We start from the raw sequence: 18,235 nt of genomic DNA, 5'->3' as shown, positions 1-18,235 counted from the left end.
ATATTGTGCATTCATTACTTAATCTGTCAGCACGCGGATTGATGCAATGGTTTGGATCAAGTGTTGAGCGCTGGCCGACAGTGAACGAACTCGCGACCTTGCTTTCTGAAATTTTCTGGTTTCAGAAATATCTTGATGACAGACGGGCGCGTGAAATCTTCATTGCCGAATTGATCGAGCAAAATGAATATAAGCGGTTTCTACTGCAATTGGAAAACCACAAGCGGAGCGCCAAAATTATTAGCCGGAAGCTAAAATCGAAGCGCAAGGAGAATATCATGACCGATTTACTTACCTCTCCGGAAATGCTTTTCCCGATTGTTGCCCTGTGGGTCGTCTGCCAGCAGGTCATTCAGTGGCGGTCAGCCGCTCCGTCCCCCGACCCCCTGCCCGCGTTCACCTTGCGCGGCGCAGCGGCGATCCCCGTTGAGCAGCTGGTGACCGACGAGGAGGGGATGGACTGGCTGTACAAGGATCAGGAGCGCCGGGCCGACGCCTTCGCGCGGCACTGGGGAGGCCCTGAATACCCCAAGGCCCTATGGTCCGTTATCAAGGGCGCCGGGGTTCCTCGCTCTCAGATCGGCGGCCGGTCGCCATGGGCCATCATTGAGGACCGCGATCCCGACGTTGCGGAATACCTGCGCTCGCTGGGCGACGACCGGTCGCACTGGAACGAGATCCGGCGCGAGGTCGAGAAGGTGCGCGGCCAGATCAACGGCCAGATTTTCTGCGTCGGCGCTTCCGCCAAGAAGCTGGAAGACGAGGCCGAGGGACTGCGGCGCCAGGCAGCGGCGTTGAAGAAAGAGTACGTCACGGCCGTTAAGGAGGAGCGACCTGACGAGGCTGACGCGCTGGCGGCACAGGCCACGATCAAGACGGACGACGCCAAGGCGAAGATGGCTGAGGCCAAGACCGCCCATAAAGAAGAACGCGCACTAAATAATAAAATCGGCTGGATCAGTACAGGGCCGGGGGCCGCCGGATACTGCGCCGAGAGGGTCTGGAAGCAGCGCGGACAGGAACTCGCGGCGGCAGAGGAAGCCCCGGCTCCGACGCTGGAGCCGACACCGGAACCCGAGAACGAGAACGAAAGGGTGGCGCCATGATCGATACCTACCTTCGATGGTCTGGCGACCGCTGGATCGAGCACAAGATCGCTGACGGCACCCCTTCGCTGATCGCGGGCCGCATCATCGCTGGCATACCGAGCGAATGGCCGCTGTGGTCCGATTTCGACGACCGCGAAGCGCTAGCCGAGGCGGCGGCTGAGATCCAGCGGCTCAGGCCGACAGCGAAGATCGTGATCGCACCGCAGATCACGGGGCGCGGCGGCCTATGCGATGGTCGGAATATCTATATCGGCGCTTCCGGTGACCGGCCGGTCATGTCGACCTTTCATCACGAGGTCCATCACCTGCTTGCGAACAAGCTCCCGAACGCCGACCGGCTAGCTCTAGCGCGGCACGGCGGCCAGATCCGGCAAGCGTGGGCTGTCATCGGGCGCGAAGGCGCGTGGGAGGCGAAGCCGGGCGAGGCGGAGGCCGAGGCCTATTCCGCGTGGAGATGCTTGGGGCCGACTGCCGCGCCGGAGTTCGAGGGGCGCCAAGGTGTATCGCCGAGTGAGGAGGTGATCGAGACTTGGCTCAGGATGTTGCATCGATCCGAGCCACCGGCGCCCGTCTGGAAGCGGGAGGCGGCCCCGGCTTCCGTTTCTTGGGTATGCGACGAGGACGGCACCACACCGCTGCGGCCGTTCGTCTTCCCCGACGACGACTGACGCTGGGGAACCGTGGGCACACTCCTCCCCCCTCAGGGGGAGGGGAAAAAGAGGGTGAAATCCGCCGCTAAGGATTTCTCAGCCGTCAAGGATATCGCTCAAGGATTCAGTCGCCAGAAATTCTTCTGCAGTGCTCTCGTAAAAAATTCGCGCCGAACAATCCTTGGAAACAATAGAAAATCACAGAGGAAAAGTATTTTTGTTGACAAGCATAATTATTGTTGAAGCACACTCCCTGTCTGGCGTCATATTTATTTTCACTCAATGTCACCTACAACACGGGAACCAGAACGATGCGGACAAATACTATTAACAACGCCGCCCGACGCTTGGCGGAGATGGGCTTGCCAACTATTTTCAATTCTGCGGCCGAGGCGCTGCAGTACCTCCGCCGCGAGCCGACCGAACCGGCGGACGATCCGCTTGAACGGACCGCGCGGGCGCTCGTGAAGTTGCGGGCGTTGCAGGTGGCGGGGGTCATGTGATGTCAGCAGTGGTTCTTAGCTACCCGCCCCGCGTGATCTGGGTCGATCCGGATGGGCAGCGCTTCGACGTCACGGCTGCGCCGGTCGGTTGCGCAGTCCGCCGGGCCGCCGCGGAGTACCGAGCGAACGGCGGCGATGACCCGGAAGCGTTTCTCGACTGGATATTGCCTGACGGTCAGACCGGCACTCCCGGCGCGGTGGCAGGGCTCCGCTGGGCCGACGGTGGCCGGGTGGTCGGAGATTGGCAGCGGATTGAGGTTGACGAAGTCGACGAACGCCCCGGCATCGCGTGGCGGAAGCCGTCCGCATAAACCTAACCTCAAGATCCAGAGCCAACGGTCTGCGCTCTGGGTCTTGAGGATTCCCTTCTCCGGCCTCAGTCCAAGAGAACCTCAGGTAGGGTCACTCGGCGGGGCTAACTTACTCGGCTGCAACCGCTATTCCCGGCAGCACGGCTTGGACGGGCGGAAGTCCGCTACGAAGGTCGCCTTCGATCGCCGCTAGAACCTGTTGCGCCATACGAGCAACTGCGTACCCGAGAAGAGGAGGGACAGCGTTCCCAATCTGCTTGAGTTGTTGCCACTCGCTGCCGACGAAAACGAAGCCGTCGTGGAACGATTGAAGGCGCGCAGCCTCGCGAACTGTGATCCAGCGGTTCAGATGCGGGTGGACCCACTCGCTCAGGTCACGATGCATCTGGGCTAGGATCGTATAGCTAGGGGCAGTTGGATCGAGGCGGCGCCACTTCTCGGGCCGTTTTCCATTCCAGATTTCCTTCGGCAGGCTGTCTGCCTTCGCCCCGGGTTTCAGGAAAGAGATTAGGTGCGCTCGGCGCTCTTGGATCTCCTTCGTATGGTGATTGTGCAGCGCAAGTGATCCACCGCCAATTCCGCGCCGCCGTTTCAACACCTTGGTATATGGACCCGCTGAGTAGTCCAGTCGCATCATTCGTTGGAACCGGGAGGGTTCCTTGCAAGATGGGTACGGAAGAACCTCTCCGCTGGCAACAACGTCAGATGGAAGGTCGCTTATCGCCTCCCACACAGTGTAAGGCCGTTTCACCTGAAGCTGTGAGAATACATTTTCAGCAAAGCCGCGAAGGTCCAGGGAAAACTCAAGGTCGTCTCGTGTGCCAAAGAAAAACACGCGCTCACGAGTTTGAGGTACACCAAAATCAGCAGAGGAAACCTTCAGAAATGTAGTGTTGCCGTAACCCAGTGATGCAAAGTGCTTAATGATTAGGTCGCGAAAATGTCCCTTCTGCATAAGAAGAAGATTAGGCACATTCTCCATAAGGAACATTCGTGGCTTTAGCGTATCAACAATGCGAGCGTATTGTTTGTACAGGAGGTTGCGCTCGTCCTCTACGTTGCGTGTGCCGATTTGTGAGTACCCTTGGCAGGGTGGTCCACCAAACACCAAGTCGACACTTGTCAGCCCATACTTTGCACGATGTTCTTCTCCGCTTCCGACGAGGAACTCGGATACGTCACCTTCGAACAGGCGAGTCCGTGGAAAGTTATGGCGGTAGGTCTCCGCCGCAAAGCGGTCGAGTTCGACACCACACTGGAGGTCAAATCCAGCGAGTTCGACGCCCTCGCAGAAGCCACCGCACCCTGAGAACAGCGATACAGCCGTAAGGTTCGACACCCGGTCCCCTCCTTATACACCGGCGGATCTGCGAGACTCATGAGTCTTTGGCAGACAGGTGTCCGCAGGATACGCAGTCCAATTGGGAAGCACAACTGGTTGCGGTGCTAATCCACAGGATATCGACGTACGGCGGTGGTCGGCGACACTCGTCTCATGGGCCGATCCCAGAATGTGACTCATCGTCCGTGGTGAACTACCGCAATCAGGCGTAGCGGTTTCAAGCCGATACAACTGGCGATGTAGGCGTGGACCTGGCGAAACATTTTGGCGCGGCAGTTCGGACTCACCGGAAGCTTCTCCGACTTTCACAGGAAGAGCTAGCAGACCGGGCCGAGATGGACCGCACCTATGTCAGCGGGATTGAGCGCGGTACCCGCAATCCGACCCTGGATGTGCTCCAGCGTGTCGCAGACGCGCTGGGCTCGGATCTGGACGTGATCTTCGCGACGGCCCGAGAGATCGCGCTTAACTCTAAGGGCAAGCCGTAATGCCATTCGAGTTCGATGATCAGGAAGCCGTCTGCCGGGCGTGCCATGCGGCAGGTACGGGTTGCCTCACTGACCATCGGATTGATCGGATCCACGGTCGCGGAACAGATTTTCGGATTTCCCAGCACCGGCTAATGGATTGCGCCTTCGAGGCGTTCACACCAGGTACAGACACCGACCCGGACCCCGGTCGGACATTTCGAGCCTACCGAAGTCAGGCGACAGAGAACGTTTCGGAAGCCGGGCGAATCAACTTTGGCGCCGACTTCCATCTGACCAAGCAGCAACTTGGTAAGGTGGATGGCGACGTTTTCGAAATCCTTTCGGCCGCGGCGATGTGGAATGCTGTAGCGGCGTGGAACCGCTTCATGGACGGAGGGGCGTGGGACTCGACCGTGTTCAACTGTCCTCCGAACGCTGTACCTACTCCAGCGCGCAAAGTAGCGGTGGTGAAGCTTCCGAGAAACTTCGATACGACACGGTTGTTCAAGGAAGAAGTTCGGCGAGATATCGAGGCCTTTCAGGGTGCTCTTCACGCGCGGGATCTTCAACTTGGACTTTCGTCTCCCGACATTGTCGGAGTCAGGCTCCCGCATCCACTACCCGAGGATTGTGGGATATTCCTTCAGTCATTGCCTAATCTTCGAAATGAGAATCGTGGACTCTTGGAGTCGGCGCACGAACGGATCATAGGTAAACTCGAAGGCAGATCATTCCTGTTTGCTATCGCGGTGAAGACGTCGACGAGAAGTGACAGGCTTTATCAACCTCTGTTCGAAGCCAACGTCCTTAAGTTCCTAATCGGAGTCGTACTGCGAGGCGCGGCGTTCCGATTCCACGTGCATATGGAGACCTTTGACGGCGCGAATGTCATTGAGCGATACAAGGCGGCGGGACTGGTGTCGCTGTTGACCGGAGCCGAACCGAGGAGGGCTGTCGACAAGGTGTATCAGGCGCTTCAGCCGACGGACACGGCACAGGTCATCCTGGACGACCTTCCACTGTTCCCACTCTAGCTGGTCCTAGAAAGCCAGTCAGCGTACTGGCAAGTACAGTGGTGTTCTTGATCTCGCATTCCCATACGACCAGCACCTCCCACCCCATCGCCTCAAGGGTGGCTCGGTTCCTTTCGTCCCGTTCTCGGTTCCCTTGGATCTTCGACAGCCAGTACTCCTCCCGCGACTTTGGCATCCGATCTAGGCAATCGTGTCCATGCCAGAAGCATCCGTGAACCTGCACGATCTTCTTCCGTGCGGTGAAGACAATGTCAGGTCGCCCGGGTAGATCGGTGCGGTGCACACGATAGCGGTATCCGAGAGCATGCAGGAGACGACGAACAGCCATCTCCGGTTTGGTGTTCTTCTGCCGGATCGCTTGCATGTTGCGCGACCGCCGCTGCGGAGTGAGCTTGTCCACCATACCTCAGCCATATCAAGGAACTCGTGGACGACCTAGTGATTAGTCAGTTCAGTAATTGACCATATCATTAGCAGGTTGTGATTGCCCGCCGCCACCACTTCCAGGGCACGCTTGGCCGTCTCCTGGCCCTTGACGTCCTTCAGGTCGGGATAGTGCGGCTCAGCCTCGACCACGCCTTCGGCCGCCTCGGGCAGCACCTGCACGCCGCGCAGATGGTTCAGCAGGGAGAGCAGGTCGGGGGCGGCGATCACCTCGATTCCGTCGGCCCACCGCGCCTCGGGGCCGCAGGCGCGCGGGCAGATCACCCCACGCCGCCCGCCCGCCGCGGCCGCCACCGCCGCCGGCAGGACGCCCGCCACCGGCGAGATGCGGCCGTCCAGCGCCAGCTCCCCCAGCACGATGCGGTCGCCCACATCCTCCACCGACAGGGCTCCCATCGCCACCAGGATGCCGAGCGCGACGGGCAGGTCGAAATGCCCGCCTTCCTTGGGCAGATCGGCCGGCGCCAGGTTCACGGTGATGCGCTTGTAGGGCAGGGCGAGGCCCAGGGCCGAGAGGGCCGCGACCACCCGCTCGCGGCTTTCGGTCACCGCCTTGTCGGCCAGGCCGACCAGGCAGACCCCCGGCCAGCCGCCGCCGCCCACATGGACCTGGACGTCGACCTCCACCGTCTCGATGCCGCGGAACGCCACCGTCGTCACCCGCGCCCCCATGGGCAGACCTCCCTCGCATCGGCGCACCGTCATGTGCGCCCCGGAGGGCTATGGGAGAGCCGGCGGTGTTTCCGGTCGCCGGCAGAGGCCGTCGGCTATTCGGCGGCGCTCAGCGTCGGGCGGGAGAGGCCGACGGCACCTTCCATATCGGCGACCTTGTACGCCCCCCGATCGAAGCGGGAGCCGGCCAGGTCGGCGTGATGGAACACCGTGCCGGCGAGGACGGCATGGGTGAAATCGGCCTTGTGGGCCACCGCGCCGGCCAGGGAGGCGCCCGACAGATCGGCCGGCCATTCGCGCATCAGTTCCAGCGTCGCCGGCTTCAGGATCTGCATCGGCGTCAGCCGGGCATGGGACAGGGTGGCCCCGTCCAGCACCGCGCCCTTCAGCCCCACGCCCCGCAGGTCGGCGCCGGTCAGGTCGGCCCGCGGCAGCTTCGCCCCGGCCATCTGGGCGAAGCGGAAGGAGCATTGCTTCATGTTGGCGCCGGCCAGGTTGGCGCCCTCGAAATCGGCGGCCGACAGGTCGGCGCCGGAGAAATCGACGCCGGCCAGGTCCATGCTCCGGAACACGCCGCGCTCGCCCTTCTTGCCGCCGGAGCTGATCCACAGGAAATGCTGCACCACCTTGTGCTGCACGTCCGGCGCCATGGTCTCCAGGCCGGTGGCGATCTTGCAGTCGGTCAGGTTGGCGCCACCCAGATCGGCGCCGTCCAGGTTGCAGGACCGCAGGTCCGAACCGGTGAGGTCGGTATCGGTGAGCACGGAATCGGCGAAGTTGACGCCGCGCAGGTTGGAGCCGCGCAGGTCGGTGCCCTGGAACGAACTCTTCGACAGGTCCGCCTTGTTCAGGTTCACGTTGCGCATCACCGCGCTCTCGAACGCGGTGTTGACGGCGGTCACGCCGGACATGTTGGCGCCGGTCAGGTCGGTGCGCACGACCGTGGCGTCGGACAGGTCCGCCCGGGTCAGGTTGGCGTTCTGCTCGATGCTGCGGTTCATGTCCTGGATGCGGGCCGGGCGCAGGTCGGCGTCCGTCAGGTCCGCCGTCATCAGCTTGGCGCCCTTCAGGTTGGCGCCGCGCAGATCGGCCTTCACCAGCTTGGCCCCGGCGAAATCGCACTGTTCAAGCTTGGCGGTGGAGAACTGGGTGGCGGTGAGATTGGAGCCGGCGAAGCTCGCCCCACGCAGGTCGGTGCCGTGGAACAGCCCCTGGCGCAGGTCGCTGCCGGCGAGCATGGCGCCGCGCAGGGTCTTATGGCGGAAATCGGCCTGCACGCCGCCCGAATTGTGCTTCAGGAACAGCCCGTGCTTGCGGATCGATTCCGCGACATCCCAATCGAGATCGTTCGCCCGCTGCATGCACCCTCGCCCTGAGAGCGACGCGATCCCGCCCTCAACGACACCTACGTCTGATTGATTCTTGTCTTTGCGATAACGCAGAATAATCCCCACGCTCGAGGGATTATGCCGGTTCAGGCTAAATCTGTCAAAGTTTTCAATTTGTTAAGCTGAGCAGGGGAGGCTGGTCACAAGATGGTCAGCCTCGGCGACGGCGAACCCCCATATGCGGTGCCGCCATCGGCGCCCGGCGGCCGGTCTCAAACCGGCTTGATGATCCGCCCGAGATTCTGGCCGGCGAACAGGTGCACATGGAAGTGGGGCACCTCCTGGTTCGCGTCCCGGCCGTGGTTGGACAGGATGCGGTAGCCGTCCTCCACGACGCCCAGATCCCGCGCGATCTTGCCGGTGGCGCGTACGAAAGCGGCAATTTCCGCGTCGCTGGCCTTCTCGGAGAAATCGGCGAAGGAGACATAGGCGCCCTTGGGGATGACCAGGACGTGGGTCGGCGTCTGCGGCTGGATGTCCCGGAACGCCAGGACGTGCTCGTCCTCGTAGACCGTATCGTTCGGGATCTCGCCGCGCAGGATCTTGGCGAAGATATTGTTCGGATCGTAGCTCATGCACCGTCTCCCTTCGTCTGACCGCGGGCCGCCTTCTCGGCCAGGCCGGAGGTCCCTTCCCGCGCCTCGAGCTTGGCCCAGACCTGGTCCGGGGTCACCCCGGCCGCCGTCCATAGCACCAGCAGGTGATACAGCAGGTCCGCACTCTCCGAGGCCAGGGCCTCGGCATCACCGCGGGCGGCCTCGATCGCCACCTCGACCGCTTCCTCGCCGACCTTCTGGGCCGATTTCACCGGCCCCTTGGCCAGCAGCTTGGCGGTGTAGCTGCTCTCCGGGTCGCCGCCCCGGCGCGAGGCGATCGTCGCGGCGAGACGGTCGAGGATATGGTCGCTCATCGCTGCCTCAGTCGCCCTGGCGCATGGCGAGACCGGCGGCGGCCATGGCCGCCTTCGCCTCGCCGATGCGGTAGGTGCCGAAATGGAAGATGGAGGCGGCGAGCACCGCGCTGGCATGGCCGTCGCGCACGCCTTCGACCAGATGATCCAGGGTTCCGACTCCGCCGGACGCGATCACCGGCACCGGCACCGCGTCCGAGATCGCCCGGGTCAGCGGAATGTTGAAGCCCTGCTTGGTGCCGTCCCGGTCCATGGAGGTCAGCAGAATCTCGCCCGCCCCGTATTCGGCCATTTGTTGCGACCACGCAACGGCATCCAGGCCGGTGGCGTTGCGGCCGCCATGGGTGAAGACCTCGAACCGCCCGTCGCCCACGCTCTTGGCGTCGACCGCGACGGTGATGCACTGGCTGCCGAACTTGTGGGCGGCCTGGCGCACGAACTCCGGATTGGTCACCGCGGCGGTGTTGATCGAGACCTTGTCGGCCCCGGCCAGCAGCAGCTTGCGGATGTCCTCGACCGTGCGCACCCCGCCGCCGACGGTCAGCGGCATGAAGCACTGCTCGGCGGTGCGGGCGATCACGTCGAAGATGGTGTCCCGGTTCTCATGGCTGGCGGTGATGTCGAGGAAGCAGAGCTCGTCCGCCCCTTCGGCGTCGTAGAGCTTGGCCTGCTCCACCGGATCGCCGGCATCGATCAGGTCGACGAAGTTGACGCCCTTGACCACCCGGCCGTCCTTCACGTCAAGGCAGGGGATGACGCGGACCTTGAGCATCACGCGGCCTCCCCGGCAAGGGCGCGGACGGCACCGACCACATCCACCCGGCCGTCATACAGCGCCCGGCCGACGATGGCGCCGGCCACCCCGTCGCCGTCCAGCTTGGCGATGGCCCGCAGGTCGTCGAGAGACGACACGCCGCCCGAGGCGATCACCGGGGTCGAGAGCGCCCGGGCCAATGCGCCCGTCGCCTCCAGGTTCGGGCCCTGCAGGGCACCGTCCCGGTCGATATCGGTGAAGATGATGGCGGCCACGCCGGCATCCTCGAATTTCAGCGCCAGGTCCGTGGCCGTGATTTCGGAGGTCTCGGCCCAGCCTTCCACCGCGACCTTGCCGCCGCGGGCGTCGATGCCGACGGCGATCTTGCCCGGGTGATCGCGGCAGGCGGCGATCACCAGTTCCGGATCGCGCAGAGCCACGGTGCCGAGGATCACCCGGCTGATCCCGGCCTCGAGCCAGGTATCCATATGGGCGCGGGAGCGGATGCCGCCGCCGAGCTGCACCGGCACGTCCACCGCCGAGAGGATCGAGCGCACGGCCTCGCCGTTGACCGCCTCGCCGGCGAAGGCGCCGTCGAGATCGACCACATGGATCCAGGCGCAGCCGGCATCCTGGAACGCCCTGGCCTGGCTGGCCGGGTCCGGATTGTAGACGGTCGCGGCATCCATTTCGCCGCGCAGCAGGCGGACGCACTGACCGCCCTTCAGGTCGATGGCCGGATAGAGGATCACGACGCACCCCCTTGCGCATCCCCCTCCGGCGCGGTCGCCGTGAGGTTCTTGAAGTAGTAGAGACCGCGCACGAAGCCGTCGCGGGTCCGGGCGTAGTAGGGATGCTCGCCGAACTTCTGGAAGCCGAGGGCCTCGTACAGCCGGATCGCCGCCCGCTGGGTCTCGCGCACGTCCAGGTTCATCACCTCGAAGGCGAGCTTGCGGGCGTGGTTCTCGGCGATCTGGGTGAGGTCGCGCGCCAGCCCGTGCCCGCGCGCCCACGGGGCGACGAAGGAGGTGGTGAAGTTGCAGGCGAAGCTCTGCGCCTCGTTGTTGCGCGGCGGCCGGTGAAGCTGCGAGGAGCCCGCGATCACCCCGTCGAGCCGGCCGACGAACAGGTCGCGGTCGGGGATCAGCAGGGTGCCGCGCCAATAGGCCTCCAGGGTCTCGCGCGGCGGCGGGGTCAGCCAGCCGAAGCCGCCGCCGTCGATGATCGCCGCTTCCGCCGCGTCGCACAGGTCGTTGAGGTCGCCGGCCGACAGTTCGGTGACGTGCTCGACCAGGGTGACCGGCTGCGGGGCAAACTGAGTCTGATCGCCGGTCATGGCGTCCATCCGATGAAATTGGCGATGAGACGCAGGCCGGTGGCCTGGCTCTTCTCGGGGTGGAACTGGGTCCCGACCATGTTGTCACGGCCGACCATGGCGCAGATAGGGCCGCCGTAATCGACGGTGGCGAGCTGCTGGTCGGCGCTGTCGAGGCGCATGGCGTAGGAATGGACGAAATAGGCGTGGTGCCCGTCCTCCAGACCGGCCAGCACCGGATGGTGGCCGCCCTGCACGCTGAGCACGTTCCAGCCCATATGCGGCACCTTGCGCGGCCGTCCGTCCTCCTCGTCCGCCGGCTCGATGCGATGCACCTCGCCGTCGATCCAGCCGAAGCCCTCGGTGGTCAGGTGCTCGAATCCGGCCTTGGCCATGAGCTGCATGCCGACGCAGATGCCGAGGAACGGCACCGCCTCGCGGATCACCCGCGTCTCCAGCGTGTCGCGCAGCCCCTGGACCCGCTCCACACCCTGTCGGCAGTCGGCGAAGGCACCCACGCCCGGCAGGACGATGCGGTCAGCCTTTGCGATCGTGGCGAGATCGTCGGTCACCTTGATGTCGGCGGCGATGCCGGCTTCCCGGGACGACCGCTCGAAAGCCTTCGCCGCCGAGCGGAGGTTGCCCGACCCGTAGTCGATAATCGCGATGGTCTGCATGGTCGCCTCAGTCGCTCCGCAGCGCGCCCTTGGTCGACGGCACGGCGTCGGCCTTGCGCGGGTCGATCTCCACCGCCGCGCGCAGGGCGCGGGCGAGACCCTTGAAACAGGTCTCCACGATATGGTGGCTGTTCTCGCCTTTGAGGGTGTCCACATGCAGGGTGGCGCCAGACGCCTGGGCAAAGGCGCGGAACCACTCCTTGAACAGTTCGGTGTCGAAGGTGCCGACCTTCTGGGTCGGGAACACCACGCCCCAGGACAGGAACGGGCGGCCCGACAGGTCGATCGCCACCCGGGTCAGGGCCTCGTCCATCGGCAGCAGGCACGAGCCGTAGCGGGTGATGCCGCGCCGCTCGCCCAGCGCCTGGGCGATGGCGGAGCCGACCGCATAGCCGGAATCCTCCACGGTGTGGTGATCGTCGATATGCAGATCGCCCTCGGCCTTCACGGTCAGGTCGATCAGGGAATGTCGGGAGAGCTGCTCCAGCATATGGTCGAGGAACCCGATGCCGGTCGCCACGTCATAGGCGCCCGATCCGTCCAGATCGACGGAGGCGGAAATACGGGTCTCATTGGTGTTGCGCTCGACGCGCGCCGTGCGGGCCATGCCACCCTCCCTGGAGAATGGCGGCTGTTTAGCAGGAAGGCCGCCCAGGTGCCAGCCCAAGGCGCCCCCTAAGGCGCCCCGGCACACCGCCCGTCCGACTTGCCCTGGCAACTTGCTTGAACCGCACGCGCCGGACATTACATTCGCCTGACCATCGGAATAAGGCAGAACCCCATGAGTGACGATCCGACCCAGTGGCACGGCACGACGATCCTGGCCGTGCGGAAGGGAGATCGCGTCGTCGTCGCCGGCGACGGGCAGGTGACCTTCGGCAACACGGTGATGAAGGCGACCGCCCGCAAGGTGCGGCGGCTGTCCGGCGGCAACGTGATCGCCGGGTTCGCCGGGGCCACCGCCGACGCCTTCACCCTGTTCGAGCGGCTGGAAGCCAAGCTGGAGCAGCATCCGGGCCAGCTCACGCGCGCCTGCGTCGAGCTTGCCAAGGACTGGCGCACCGACCGCTACCTGCGCCGCCTGGAGGCGATGATGGCCGTGGTCGATGCCGACGTCTCCCTGGTGCTGACCGGCACCGGCGACGTGCTGGAGCCCGAGGACGGGCTGATCGGCATCGGCTCCGGCGGGTCCTTCGCGCTCGCCGCCGCCCGCGCGCTGGCCGACCGCGACGACATGGATGCCGAGACCATCGCCCGGCGCGCCATGGCGATCGCCGCCGATATCTGCATCTACACCAATGACAACGTGACCGTCGAAAGCCTATGACCGACTTTTCCCCCAGAGAGATCGTCTCCGAGCTCGACCGGTTCATCATCGGCCAGCATGACGCCAAGCGCGCGGTCGCCATCGCCCTGCGCAACCGCTGGCGCCGCCGGCAGCTCGACGAAGGGCTGCGCGAGGAGATCCTGCCGAAGAACATCCTGATGATCGGCCCGACCGGCGTCGGCAAGACCGAGATCGCCCGCCGCCTCGCCAAGCTGGCCAACGCGCCGTTCCTGAAAGTGGAAGCGACGAAGTTCACGGAGGTCGGCTATGTCGGCCGCGACGTGGAGTCGATCATCCGCGACCTGTTGGAATCCGCCATCGCCATGACCCGCGAGCGGATGCGCAAGGAGGTCCATGCCAAGGCGGAGCTGCAGGCCGAGGAACGGGTGATCGACGCCCTGGTCGGCGACAGCGCCAGCACCGAGACCCGGCAGAAGTTCCGCAAGATGCTGCGCGAGGGCCAGCTCGCCGAGCGCGAGATCGAGATCGACGTGACCAGCACCGGCGGTCCCGCCGGCATGCCGACCTTCGACATTCCCGGCATGCCCGGCGGCCAGCTCGGGGTGATGAACCTCAACGACATGCTGGGCAAGGCCTTCGGCGGCCAGAGCAAGCGCAAGCGGATGAGCGTGCCGGAGAGCTACGAGGTCCTGGTGCGCCAGGAGGCCGACAAGCTGCTCGACGAGGAGGCGGTCACCCGCGAGGCGATCGATCTGGTCGAGCAGAACGGCATCGTCTTCCTGGACGAGGTCGACAAGATTGCCCGCTCGGAGGAAGGCCGCAGCGGCGACGTGTCCCGCGAGGGTGTGCAGCGCGACCTGCTGCCGCTGATCGAGGGCACCACGGTCGCCACCAAGCACGGGCCGGTGAAGACCGACTTCATCCTGTTCATCGCGTCCGGCGCCTTCCACCTGGCGAAACCGTCGGACCTGCTGCCGGAGCTGCAGGGCCGCCTGCCGATCCGGGTGGAGCTGAAGGCGCTCACCCGCGACGATTTCCGCCGCATCCTGACCGAGCCGGAAGCCAGCCTGGTGACCCAGTACAAGGCGCTGATGGGCACCGAGGACCTGACCCTCGACTTCACCGACGACGCCATCGAGGCGCTCGCCGACATGGCGGTGGAGATCAACCGCACGGTGGAGAATCTCGGCGCGCGGCGGCTGCACACGGTGCTGGAGAAGCTGCTGGAGGAGGTGAGCTTCACCGCCTCGGACCGCAGCGGCCAGACGGTGACGGTGGACGCCGCCATGGTGAAGGAACGGGTCGGCGAACTGGCCAAGAACGCCGATCTGAGCCGGTTCATCCTGTAGGCGTAGGCAAGACGTCATCGAGAACGCCTAGAGCCAATATTTTGGGCTAGGAGCACCGCCTACTACTATATATACGACATTGGAGAGAATCTTATTGCGTCTACGAGGGTAATTTTGAATCTAAAGACTCACAAATGGACGCAAGAAGAATCCATATTACACCCAATCTTTGTTATAAGATTCCTGGCGTGAGCGACACGGTGCTATTCCCCAGGCCGTAGCACGCCGGGCGACCGGCGGAGCGCTATGTGGGGTTCTTTGGGGGCCCCACCTCACGCCCACTTGCTTCGTGAGTAGCAAGCGATTTTGAGCGGCTATATGCTGCGCGAACACCGCTTCTGTCGACTCTATGTATCGACACCAGATACAATTCGGCTCCATCCTTCGTTGCTTTGACTACGGCCTTATAGGATTTTATTTGTGGGCCATCTTTGTAGTGATAAATGAATATAGCGTGGTGCGGTGCTTCAATGCGCACAAATCCTTGGCCGATAGTCAAGGGAGCCATTCTATATGGATGCTGTGTTTCGCTATAGTGCTTCGATTCTTGTTTTTCGATGGTATATCGGGACAACCAAACAGCCGTCGTGATTGCGCCAATCGCTATCGCGACGCGATCCGAAATGCGGCACACAAAAATTGGCTCGGTTCTTTCGCCTGTGAGAAGGCGAATAAGTTCTGCTTCGTCCACCGCACCTATATAAGCGCGCCATAAATAGTTGAAATTAATTTTCTTAATTCACTAAGCGGAACGGCTTCATATCGGATTGATAATGAAAATACCGACGGCCCAGTTCTGTATAAAAGCAAAGTATCTTCAAAACCACTCCCGGTTAATTCCATCTCCGCTTGAAATGAATTTACGGATCCCGCAGCTCTGCCAGCAGGGTATCGATCCGGCTGTCGTCCAGCTCCCGGATCCGCACCGCCAGCAGGTTCGCCAGCTCCGTCGCCTTGGGACTCAGGCCGCCGGTATCCAGCACCACTCGGGGGCGGGAGATCTCCGACAGGCGGCGCAGTTCCTCCGCCTCTTCCCAGTCCAGGTTCAGGCAGGCATTCACCAGCTCCAGAAAGCCGGATCGGGGCCGCGCCCGCTTGCCGTGCTCGACGGCGGAGAGATAGGCGGCCGACACTCCAAGCCCCTCGGCCATGACCGCCAGGGTCAGGCCCCGGGCCTCGCGCAGATCCCGCAGCCGTCGGCCGAGCGGGGTCACAGCTCGTCCATCCCGTCGAAATCGGGTCTGGGGCGGGTCCGGTCCCGGCGCCGGCGCAGCAGCACGTACCATGCACCCTTGCCGCCGTCCTGCGGCTGGGCCGGGGTGAAGGCGAGGATGCGTTCCTTGTTCGGATAATCGCCGAGCCAGCCGGGCAGGGCGCGGCGGATCACGCCGATCTCGCGGGCGTCCCGTCCCCAAGGCACGTCGTATCCCGGCGCCTGCCAGTCCGGCCGCCCCTTGCCGGTGATCACCAGAACGCAGCGCCGCCCCAGCGCTTCCTGCCGGGCGAGGAAACCGTTCAGCGCCACATGCGCCTTCTCCCGGGTGAGCCCGTGCAGGTCGATCCGTGCCTCGATCGGCAACTGGCCGCGCTTCAGGCGAAGCTGCAGCCGCCGGTCCATCCCCGGCGCGCCGCCATGGATGTGATCCTGAAGGTCGGACGGCACGATTTCCGGCACCGGCTGCGGCGCCGGCGGTGTTCCCCTCACCCGCTTGTGTCCCGCAGGTTTCTGCAGGGTTGCGGGTTTTTCGGGAACCGGTTCGGGCAGGGGTTCCGGGGTCACCGCATGCTCGGCATGGCGGTCGCTCTCGATCCGGGTGGCGTCCTTGAGGACCTTGCCGAACAGATCCAGTTCTTCCGTGCTGGGTCGCCGGGGTTTGCGCACGCCGGCCCTCCCGCGCCTCAATCGGCGACGAGGATGACGTGCAGGCGGCGCGGGCCGTGGGCGCCCATCTGGATCTTCTGCTCGATATCGCCGGTGCGCGACGGGCCGGTGATCAGGTTCACCGTCCGCGGCATGGTGAACCCGTCGCTATCCGCCTTCGCCCGCGCGGCGCGGAACCGGGCCCAGGCATCCTCCAGCGGGCCGACCATCTGGCTGCGGCGGACCACGGCGATGTGATTTTCCGGCAGGAAATTCAGGCCCGTCGGCGTGCTCGCATCGGAGGTCAGCATCAGGGTGCCGGTCTCGGCCACGGCGGCGAAGACCGGGGTGACGCTGGTATCCTCCGAGCCGTCGGAGGTGCCGGTCTTGATCTCCAGGGTCGGCGTCTTCGACCAGTCCAGACCATCGGAAAGCGCAGGCGCCTGCACGATTCGGGCCGGCAGGTTCTCGCGGGACAGATAGGCGCGTACCGCCTCCGGCACGGCATCCAGGCTGTCCACCTCGTCCACCGTGCAGGCGAATTCCCGCGCCTTGTCGGCGAACAGGGCGGTCAGGCCGGCGGTGTCGCGACCGGCCGTGCGGTCGGGGATCAGATTGCGTTTCGGCTGGGCCAGGCGCTGGCGGAGCTGGGCCGCCGGCTCGCCGGACAGCGCTTCGCGGCCGAGAGACTTGCGGATCGAGCCGAGAATATCGTCGCGCGCGCTCATGCCCGGCCTCCCTTCGCCTGGCGTTCGCGGTAGAGGTCGTGGAAGGTCTTGCCCTCGGGGGCGGGCATGTCGCGGACGGAGGTCCAGCCGCCGGCCAGCGGCAGACTGGTAAACCTCCCGTTAACCTTTCCGAGCTTGCCCAGCAGGCCAGAAGCCAGCCGCGTGGCCAGGCGATACAGCTTCGGCCGGGTAGCGAAGTAGGACCATAGCGACAGTCCCGCCCTAGCCTTTTGGGGAGAAAGGCCTTTTTCGAATTCGCGCTGGCGGTAGTGACGCATCATTTTCGGTAGCGGGATGCACATCGGGCAGACGCTCTCGCAGCGCCCGCAGAAGGTCGAGGCGTTCGGCAGGTGGCCGGCCTCCTCCACGCCGATCAGCGACGGGGTCAGCACCGAACCCATCGGTCCCGGATAGACCCAGCCATAGGCGTGTCCTCCCACCGCGGCATAGACCGGGCAGTGGTTCATGCAGGCCGCACAGCGGATGCAGCGCAGCATGTCCTGGAACTCGGTGCCCAACATGGCGCTGCGGCCGTTGTCCAGCAGGACCACGTGGAATTCCTCCGGCCCGTCCATATCCTCCGAGCGGCGCGGGCCGGTGGAGAAGGAGGTGTAGACCGACATTTCCTGCCCCGTCGCCGAGCGGGCCAGCAGGCGCAGGATGGTGGAAGCGTCCTCCAGGGTCGGGACGATCTTCTCCAGGCTGGCGATGACCACATGCGCCTTGCCCAGGAGCTGGGTCATGTCGCCGTTGCCCTCGTTGGTCACGATGACCGTGGAGCCGGTCTCGGCAATGAGGAAGTTCGCGCCGGTGATGCCGACATCGGCGGCGAAATAGCGCTCGCGCAGCTTGGCTCGCGCCTCGTCGGTGAAGTCCTGCGGGATCTCCAGCCGGCGGTTCGGGTCGAGGTCCTTGTGTTCCCGCCGGAAATCCTCGGCGATCTGCTCGCGGGTCACGTGGATCGCCGGCGCGATGATGTGGCTCGGCGGCTCGTGGCGGAGCTGGATGATGTACTCGCCCAGATCCGTCTCGATCGGCTCGACGCCGTTCTTCTCCAGGTAGTCGTTGAGGCCGATCTCCTCGGCCACCATGGACTTGCCCTTAGTGACGGTCTTCGCCTCGCGGCGCTTGCAGATCTCCAGGATCGTCTCGCGCGCCTCGGCCGGGGTCCGGCACCAGTGCACGTGGCCGCCATTGGCGGTGACGTTCTCCTCGAACCGCTCCAGGTAGAAGTCCAGGTTGGCCAGCACGTGATTCTTGATGTCGCGGCCGGCATCGCGGAGCTGCTCGAATTCCGGCAGACCGGCGACCGTGCGGGCCCGGTTCTCCTGGAAGCCGGACTTCACGTTCAGCAGCGCGCGCTGCAGGGTCGCGTCGTTCAGCGCCTTGTGGGCGTTGTCCTTGAAGTTCCTGGATGTGGACTGCATGGC

At 64.3% G+C, this 18,235-nt stretch carries 23 protein-coding genes; 8 read left to right on the top strand and 15 right to left on the bottom strand.

Going from position 1 to position 18,235, the window contains the following annotated elements; translation table 11 throughout:
- Window positions 1-5 precede the first annotated feature (5 nt).
- The 4 genes from T8K17_RS05100 (at window position 6) to T8K17_RS05085 (ending at window position 2,573) form a co-directional block, all read left to right on the top strand.
- Entirely contained in the window at window positions 6-1,106 is a 1,101-nt protein-coding gene (locus T8K17_RS05100; RefSeq protein WP_322333424.1) for a hypothetical protein, read from the top strand.
- Window positions 1,103-1,777, top strand: coding sequence for a hypothetical protein (locus T8K17_RS05095; protein WP_322333423.1), 675 nt, complete (start codon window positions 1,103-1,105; stop codon window positions 1,775-1,777). Before T8K17_RS05100 ends, T8K17_RS05095 begins: the two co-directional genes overlap by 4 nt.
- Window positions 1,778-1,998: 221 nt before the next feature.
- Window positions 1,999-2,262, top strand: a complete 264-nt coding sequence (locus T8K17_RS05090) for a hypothetical protein (protein ID WP_322333422.1) — start codon at window positions 1,999-2,001, stop codon at window positions 2,260-2,262.
- A complete protein-coding gene (locus T8K17_RS05085; protein ID WP_322333421.1) occupies window positions 2,262-2,573 on the top strand; it encodes a hypothetical protein in 312 nt (103 codons plus the stop codon). The genes T8K17_RS05090 and T8K17_RS05085 overlap by 1 nt, the downstream gene beginning before the upstream one ends.
- A 109-nt stretch (window positions 2,574-2,682) precedes the next feature.
- On the opposite strand, the gene T8K17_RS05080 is transcribed toward T8K17_RS05085, so the two are convergent.
- Window positions 2,683-3,912 (bottom strand): DNA cytosine methyltransferase, encoded by a 1,230-nt coding sequence (locus T8K17_RS05080; RefSeq protein ID WP_322333420.1) that lies wholly within the window; start codon window positions 3,910-3,912, stop codon window positions 2,683-2,685.
- 248 nt (window positions 3,913-4,160) lie between these two features.
- Here T8K17_RS05080 and T8K17_RS05075 point away from each other — a divergent pair, with 248 nt between their 5' ends.
- Window positions 4,161-4,403: a helix-turn-helix transcriptional regulator gene (locus T8K17_RS05075; protein ID WP_322333419.1), complete on the top strand. Its 243-nt coding sequence runs from the start codon at window positions 4,161-4,163 to the stop codon at window positions 4,401-4,403.
- A gap of 134 nt (window positions 4,404-4,537) precedes the next feature.
- Window positions 4,538-5,419: a Cfr10I/Bse634I family restriction endonuclease gene (locus tag T8K17_RS05070; RefSeq protein WP_322333418.1), complete on the top strand. Its 882-nt coding sequence runs from the start codon at window positions 4,538-4,540 to the stop codon at window positions 5,417-5,419.
- Here the strand turns inward: T8K17_RS05070 and T8K17_RS05065 are convergent.
- The 10 genes from T8K17_RS05065 to hisB form a co-directional block, all read right to left on the bottom strand.
- Entirely contained in the window at window positions 5,385-5,822 is a 438-nt protein-coding gene (locus T8K17_RS05065) for a very short patch repair endonuclease (RefSeq protein ID WP_416153169.1), read from the bottom strand. The two genes, T8K17_RS05070 and T8K17_RS05065, sit on opposite strands and share 35 nt — an antisense overlap.
- A 32-nt stretch (window positions 5,823-5,854) precedes the next feature.
- Window positions 5,855-6,568, bottom strand: a complete 714-nt coding sequence (locus tag T8K17_RS05060) for a magnesium chelatase domain-containing protein (RefSeq protein WP_322333417.1) — start codon at window positions 6,566-6,568, stop codon at window positions 5,855-5,857.
- Between the two features lie 62 nt (window positions 6,569-6,630).
- Window positions 6,631-7,896 carry a pentapeptide repeat-containing protein gene (locus T8K17_RS05055; protein WP_322333416.1) on the bottom strand — a complete coding sequence of 422 codons (1,266 nt, stop codon included), beginning with the start codon at window positions 7,894-7,896 and terminating at the stop codon, window positions 6,631-6,633.
- Between the two features lie 239 nt (window positions 7,897-8,135).
- Complete coding sequence (locus T8K17_RS05050) at window positions 8,136-8,498, bottom strand: histidine triad nucleotide-binding protein (RefSeq protein ID WP_322333415.1); 363 nt, start codon at window positions 8,496-8,498, stop codon at window positions 8,136-8,138.
- Window positions 8,495-8,833, bottom strand: a complete 339-nt coding sequence (locus tag T8K17_RS05045) for a phosphoribosyl-ATP diphosphatase (RefSeq protein ID WP_322333414.1) — start codon at window positions 8,831-8,833, stop codon at window positions 8,495-8,497. The genes T8K17_RS05050 and T8K17_RS05045 overlap by 4 nt, the downstream gene beginning before the upstream one ends.
- A gap of 7 nt (window positions 8,834-8,840) precedes the next feature.
- Window positions 8,841-9,605: an imidazole glycerol phosphate synthase subunit HisF gene (gene hisF / locus T8K17_RS05040; RefSeq protein WP_322333413.1), complete on the bottom strand. Its 765-nt coding sequence runs from the start codon at window positions 9,603-9,605 to the stop codon at window positions 8,841-8,843.
- Entirely contained in the window at window positions 9,605-10,339 is a 735-nt protein-coding gene (gene hisA / locus T8K17_RS05035; protein WP_322333412.1) for a 1-(5-phosphoribosyl)-5-[(5-phosphoribosylamino)methylideneamino]imidazole-4-carboxamide isomerase, read from the bottom strand. Before hisA ends, hisF begins: the two co-directional genes overlap by 1 nt.
- Window positions 10,336-10,923 carry an N-acetyltransferase gene (locus T8K17_RS05030; protein ID WP_322333411.1) on the bottom strand — a complete coding sequence of 196 codons (588 nt, stop codon included), beginning with the start codon at window positions 10,921-10,923 and terminating at the stop codon, window positions 10,336-10,338. Before T8K17_RS05030 ends, hisA begins: the two co-directional genes overlap by 4 nt.
- Complete coding sequence (gene hisH / locus T8K17_RS05025; RefSeq protein WP_322333410.1) at window positions 10,920-11,579, bottom strand: imidazole glycerol phosphate synthase subunit HisH; 660 nt, start codon at window positions 11,577-11,579, stop codon at window positions 10,920-10,922. Before hisH ends, T8K17_RS05030 begins: the two co-directional genes overlap by 4 nt.
- A gap of 7 nt (window positions 11,580-11,586) precedes the next feature.
- Window positions 11,587-12,186 carry an imidazoleglycerol-phosphate dehydratase HisB gene (gene hisB / locus T8K17_RS05020; protein ID WP_093150152.1) on the bottom strand — a complete coding sequence of 200 codons (600 nt, stop codon included), beginning with the start codon at window positions 12,184-12,186 and terminating at the stop codon, window positions 11,587-11,589.
- A gap of 174 nt (window positions 12,187-12,360) precedes the next feature.
- On the opposite strand from hisB, the gene hslV reads away from it, so the two are divergent.
- The gene (gene hslV, locus T8K17_RS05015; RefSeq protein WP_322333409.1) at window positions 12,361-12,906 is read left to right on the top strand and encodes an ATP-dependent protease subunit HslV; all 546 of its coding nucleotides are present in this window, start codon (window positions 12,361-12,363) and stop codon (window positions 12,904-12,906) included.
- On the top strand, window positions 12,903-14,216 hold the full coding sequence (gene hslU / locus T8K17_RS05010; protein WP_322333408.1) for an ATP-dependent protease ATPase subunit HslU: 1,314 nt from the start codon (window positions 12,903-12,905) through the stop codon (window positions 14,214-14,216). Before hslV ends, hslU begins: the two co-directional genes overlap by 4 nt.
- Before the next feature lie 860 nt (window positions 14,217-15,076).
- On the opposite strand, the gene T8K17_RS05005 is transcribed toward hslU, so the two are convergent.
- Genes T8K17_RS05005 through T8K17_RS04990 form a run of 4 tightly spaced genes read right to left on the bottom strand, consistent with a single transcriptional unit; the run spans window position 15,077 to window position 18,232 of the window.
- Entirely contained in the window at window positions 15,077-15,430 is a 354-nt protein-coding gene (locus T8K17_RS05005; RefSeq protein WP_028796131.1) for a helix-turn-helix domain-containing protein, read from the bottom strand.
- On the bottom strand, window positions 15,427-16,098 hold the full coding sequence (locus T8K17_RS05000) for a Smr/MutS family protein (RefSeq protein ID WP_322333407.1): 672 nt from the start codon (window positions 16,096-16,098) through the stop codon (window positions 15,427-15,429). The genes T8K17_RS05005 and T8K17_RS05000 overlap by 4 nt, the downstream gene beginning before the upstream one ends.
- 17 nt (window positions 16,099-16,115) lie before the next feature.
- Window positions 16,116-16,805: a lactate utilization protein gene (locus T8K17_RS04995; RefSeq protein WP_322333406.1), complete on the bottom strand. Its 690-nt coding sequence runs from the start codon at window positions 16,803-16,805 to the stop codon at window positions 16,116-16,118.
- Window positions 16,802-18,232 (bottom strand): LutB/LldF family L-lactate oxidation iron-sulfur protein, encoded by a 1,431-nt coding sequence (locus T8K17_RS04990; protein ID WP_322333405.1) that lies wholly within the window; start codon window positions 18,230-18,232, stop codon window positions 16,802-16,804. The genes T8K17_RS04995 and T8K17_RS04990 overlap by 4 nt, the downstream gene beginning before the upstream one ends.
- Window positions 18,233-18,235: the final 3 nt, after the last annotated feature.

The sequence above is a fragment of the Thalassobaculum sp. OXR-137 genome, from assembly GCF_034377285.1.
In the GTDB taxonomy this organism is placed as follows: domain Bacteria; phylum Pseudomonadota; class Alphaproteobacteria; order Thalassobaculales; family Thalassobaculaceae; genus Thalassobaculum.
Note: the sequence above shows the minus strand (reverse complement) of the source record. Positions and strands in the feature narration are given on the sequence as shown.

What these genes read in the sequence shown, in the direction of transcription:
- hisB (WP_093150152.1), bottom strand. Translation starts at nt 12,186, where the DNA reads ATGGCCCGCACGGCGCGCGTCGAGCGCAACACCAATGAGACCCGTATT.
- T8K17_RS05095 (WP_322333423.1), top strand. Translation starts at nt 1,103, where the DNA reads ATGATCGATACCTACCTTCGATGGTCTGGCGACCGCTGGATCGAGCAC.
- T8K17_RS05055 (WP_322333416.1), bottom strand. Translation starts at nt 7,896, where the DNA reads ATGCAGCGGGCGAACGATCTCGATTGGGATGTCGCGGAATCGATCCGC.
- T8K17_RS05060 (WP_322333417.1), bottom strand. Translation starts at nt 6,568, where the DNA reads ATGACGGTGCGCCGATGCGAGGGAGGTCTGCCCATGGGGGCGCGGGTG.
- hslU (WP_322333408.1), top strand. Translation starts at nt 12,903, where the DNA reads ATGACCGACTTTTCCCCCAGAGAGATCGTCTCCGAGCTCGACCGGTTC.
- T8K17_RS05050 (WP_322333415.1), bottom strand. Translation starts at nt 8,498, where the DNA reads ATGAGCTACGATCCGAACAATATCTTCGCCAAGATCCTGCGCGGCGAG.
- T8K17_RS05085 (WP_322333421.1), top strand. Translation starts at nt 2,262, where the DNA reads ATGTCAGCAGTGGTTCTTAGCTACCCGCCCCGCGTGATCTGGGTCGAT.
- hisF (WP_322333413.1), bottom strand. Translation starts at nt 9,605, where the DNA reads ATGCTCAAGGTCCGCGTCATCCCCTGCCTTGACGTGAAGGACGGCCGG.
- T8K17_RS04990 (WP_322333405.1), bottom strand. Translation starts at nt 18,232, where the DNA reads ATGCAGTCCACATCCAGGAACTTCAAGGACAACGCCCACAAGGCGCTG.
- T8K17_RS05030 (WP_322333411.1), bottom strand. Translation starts at nt 10,923, where the DNA reads ATGACCGGCGATCAGACTCAGTTTGCCCCGCAGCCGGTCACCCTGGTC.
- T8K17_RS05070 (WP_322333418.1), top strand. Translation starts at nt 4,538, where the DNA reads ATGGATTGCGCCTTCGAGGCGTTCACACCAGGTACAGACACCGACCCG.
- T8K17_RS04995 (WP_322333406.1), bottom strand. Translation starts at nt 16,805, where the DNA reads ATGAGCGCGCGCGACGATATTCTCGGCTCGATCCGCAAGTCTCTCGGC.
- hslV (WP_322333409.1), top strand. Translation starts at nt 12,361, where the DNA reads ATGAGTGACGATCCGACCCAGTGGCACGGCACGACGATCCTGGCCGTG.
- T8K17_RS05045 (WP_322333414.1), bottom strand. Translation starts at nt 8,833, where the DNA reads ATGAGCGACCATATCCTCGACCGTCTCGCCGCGACGATCGCCTCGCGC.
- hisH (WP_322333410.1), bottom strand. Translation starts at nt 11,579, where the DNA reads ATGCAGACCATCGCGATTATCGACTACGGGTCGGGCAACCTCCGCTCG.
- T8K17_RS05065 (WP_416153169.1), bottom strand. Translation starts at nt 5,822, where the DNA reads ATGGTGGACAAGCTCACTCCGCAGCGGCGGTCGCGCAACATGCAAGCG.